This window comes from Bacteroidota bacterium (assembly GCA_034723125.1).
GTDB lineage: Bacteria > Bacteroidota > Bacteroidia > CAILMK01 > JAAYUY01 > JAYEOP01.
The window spans coordinates 1-3,091 of record JAYEOP010000247.1 but is presented as its reverse complement, the minus strand read 5'-3'; the positions used below and the strand labels follow the sequence as shown (position 1 = coordinate 3,091).

5 protein-coding genes are annotated in these 3,091 nt (G+C 30.2%); 2 read left to right on the top strand and 3 right to left on the bottom strand.

What is annotated here, in order from left to right; genetic code table 11:
- Together U9R42_06830 and U9R42_06825 are read left to right on the top strand one after the other, a co-directional pair.
- A partial coding sequence (locus U9R42_06830; GenBank protein ID MEA3495733.1) for a PD-(D/E)XK nuclease family transposase occupies window positions 1–386 on the top strand: 386 nt, incomplete at its 5' end.
- Entirely contained in the window at window positions 370–696 is a 327-nt protein-coding gene (locus U9R42_06825; protein MEA3495732.1) for a hypothetical protein, read from the top strand. The genes U9R42_06830 and U9R42_06825, both read left to right, overlap by 17 nt.
- 246 nt (window positions 697–942) lie before the next feature.
- Here the strand turns inward: U9R42_06825 and U9R42_06820 are convergent, their stop codons facing one another.
- From U9R42_06820 to U9R42_06810, 3 genes are read right to left on the bottom strand one after another with little or no spacing between them, the layout of a single operon-like run.
- Complete coding sequence (locus tag U9R42_06820) at window positions 943–1,233, bottom strand: hypothetical protein (GenBank protein ID MEA3495731.1); 291 nt, start codon at window positions 1,231–1,233, stop codon at window positions 943–945.
- Complete coding sequence (locus U9R42_06815; GenBank protein ID MEA3495730.1) at window positions 1,230–2,246, bottom strand: DUF6340 family protein; 1,017 nt, start codon at window positions 2,244–2,246, stop codon at window positions 1,230–1,232. Before U9R42_06815 ends, U9R42_06820 begins: the two co-directional genes overlap by 4 nt.
- Before the next feature lie 55 nt (window positions 2,247–2,301).
- The gene (locus U9R42_06810; protein MEA3495729.1) at window positions 2,302–2,778 is read right to left on the bottom strand and encodes a DUF2062 domain-containing protein; all 477 of its coding nucleotides are present in this window, start codon (window positions 2,776–2,778) and stop codon (window positions 2,302–2,304) included.
- Window positions 2,779–3,091 lie beyond the last annotated feature (313 nt).

Genomic DNA, 3,091 nt, shown 5'->3' with positions numbered 1-3,091 from the left:
AAACACGTTTTGATAAGTGGATGTTTGTTTTAAAGAACTTGCCAAAACTTGAAAAAATACCTGTTGAATTGAAAGAAAAAATATTTTTAAGACTTTTTGAAACGGCAGAAATTGCGAAACTTAAACCCGATGAATACAAACAATACGAAGCAAGTGTAAATGCTTACCGAGATATATTTAACATAAAAAATACATATTTCGAAAAAGGAGAGATAAAAGGAGAAATAAAAGGACATAAAAAAGGAAAGATTGAAGGAAAGATTGAAGGAAAGATTGAAGATGCCATAAAAATGCTCGAAAAAGGATTAGAAGTATCTTTAATAAGTGAAATAACAGGATTAACAGAAGATAAAATTAAAAACTTGTCAAATGAAATCGTGGATTAATAAAAGGTTAGATGATTTTTTTGATGAAAATGGAAATCAATATCTGAATATGGAAATATTTAATGATATATTTGATAAACTTGAAACAAAAGAATATAAAATTGATAATCCCGACTTGTATGACTATGAACTCAGGAGAATTAGGGATTTGCATAATTCATTTACTTATGCTTTGGAGAAAGGATATGAAAAAGGAAGAAAGTCCATTGAAGATGCTATAAAAATGCTCGAAAAAGGATTAGAAGTATCTTTAATAAGTGAAATAACAGGACTAACAGAAAAAGAAATTAACGAATTAAAGAATAAATAAATAACAAATGCTAATTGAGTAGGCGGCTGATCCATACGGACAAGCATTCCTTCGTTAAAAAACGGCTAACAAAGTGCAACTCTCACAATTTACTCCTCCCCTTTTGGTCTGGACCACCAAGCCCTTCAATTTCGTTCAGGATAAACCAAGCGGGTCTTGGCGGTTAGTTAGATAAAAAAAAAATTAATTGTGTTTTTGTTCCTTTAACTGGATACTTTTCGGTTAATACTACTGGTACTTTTTCGGTTAATATATACATGCATCCTGCATCCAGCATCCTGCATCCTGTATCCTGCATCCTGAATCCTGCATCCTGCATCCTGTATCCTGCATCCTGAATCCTGAGTCCTGCATCCTGCATCCTGAATCCTGAATCCTGCATCCTGAATCCTGCATCCTGAATCCTGCATCCTGAATCCTGAGTCCTGCATCCTGCATCCTGCATCCTGTATCCTGTATCCTGCATCCTGTATCCTGCATCCTGTATCCTGCATCCTGTATCCTGCATCCTGTATCCTGTACTGTGGACTTCTTCACGGCATTTGTTTTTTGATTTTTTCCATGTCTTTCATTCTGTTAAAAAGATAGTTTGAATATTCAAAAGCTCTTTCATTTTTAAACTCCCTATAAGTTCTTAAACTCCATAGCCTTGCTTTCCATAGTATTCCTCTCATCTCATAGGAAATAGCAAGATTAAGTCTTGCATTTTTAGCAATTTTTACATTGGGATAATTTACATATTTTTCCCATATTTCCGCTGCTGCTTTCCAGTTATTTGAATCGGCAAGTTGATATGCTTTTATAAAATCAGTATTATTTCCAACATAAATTTCCTGAGTTACGCTTTTCCAATATGGTGATATTCTTTTGCAATAATGCATTCCATTATAATTCGCTACTTTCAATATTGCAGAATTTGTATCGGTAAGTTCTTCAATAGTTTGTCCCAAATTATTTTCTTTACCGCTCCAAGTAATTGTATCACTTATTGTTGAGAAGTTAATAACCGTTTTATTAAATGGATTAATAAGCATCCAACTGGAAGTTATTTTTACAAAAAGATATTCAGTGTAAAGAATGTTATTATCTGCTCTATTCGTTTCATCAATGTAATCAACATTATAATTAGAAAAAATAAAATGCTCAATATCATAAATTATTATTACAGCATCAGTAGTATCAAAACTACATATCTCTTTTAATGCTTTCCAATCAATTATATTTTCAACAACATCAAAATTCAAAATAGGAACAACTATTCTTTTATACTTTTCCGATTCAAGTAAATTATTGTATAATCCCATAAAGCATTCAACAGAAGCTACTTGGTTAATATTCATGTTATCGGGATATTCTGTCAAAACCGCAATAGAATCAGGATTTGTGGGGAAAATATTATTTATTAGAGAAACTGAACTTATTTCAGGTGAAATTGTAATCTCCGCAGGTTTCAAAATGTTGTAGGTAATATTTTTATACGAACTACAAGAAGATAGTGAAAGTAAGATATAGACTAAAAATAAATATTTCTGATTATCTTTTAAATTCATTGGAATAATAAGCAATTCTATTCAGTTCAAAAATCATTTCGAAGATACAACTTTCTCAAGTTTTGACAATATTATTGTTTTGTGAATTATTTGCCTTTATCTCCAATATTCTTCTTTTTACTCCTTTAAGAAAAGGCAACAGAATAAAATACAAAATTATTGAAAAAGGAATAATAAATACTAACCAAGTAAGAGTGCCATGAAAGAGAGATAATCCAAAAATTCTTAAAGCATCAATCCAATCATTTTCAAACATAAGTTTTATTTCTCTTGGAGAAAAAGGAAATTTTTCGGAAGAATGAGATAACTTTTCCCCAAAACGTACAAAAACAGGAATTAAAAATATCTGAAGAGGCCAGAATAAATAATTTACTAATTGAATTGCAGCCATATTTAATCGAAAGCTAAATGCAAAAACAACACAAAGGAAAGTTGTAAAACCATATAGCGGGCAAATACCAAAAGCAAATCCCGACACAATTGCAACACTCAATTTATGAGGTGATATACCCATTTTAAGATATTTCTTAATTGGGTTAAGGAAATATTTTCTTATTTTTATTTTAAAAATGATATTTGTCTTTTTTACTAATCCTTAAATAGAACAAGATTTTTTTAATAATAATAACAACTACAAAAGTAGTAATTTATTTTTTAAGAAAATTATTTTTAATAATTAGTGCCTCAAGTTTCGCATTTGAATATAAAGAATTGACATTCGGAAACTTATTAAATGTCGAGTTGTGATAACATAAAGAAAATCAATAGTATAATAATTCCATAATGAATTGTTTCATACTTTGTGATTCTTAGTGTCTTAGAGCCTTCGTGGCTAATTATCAATG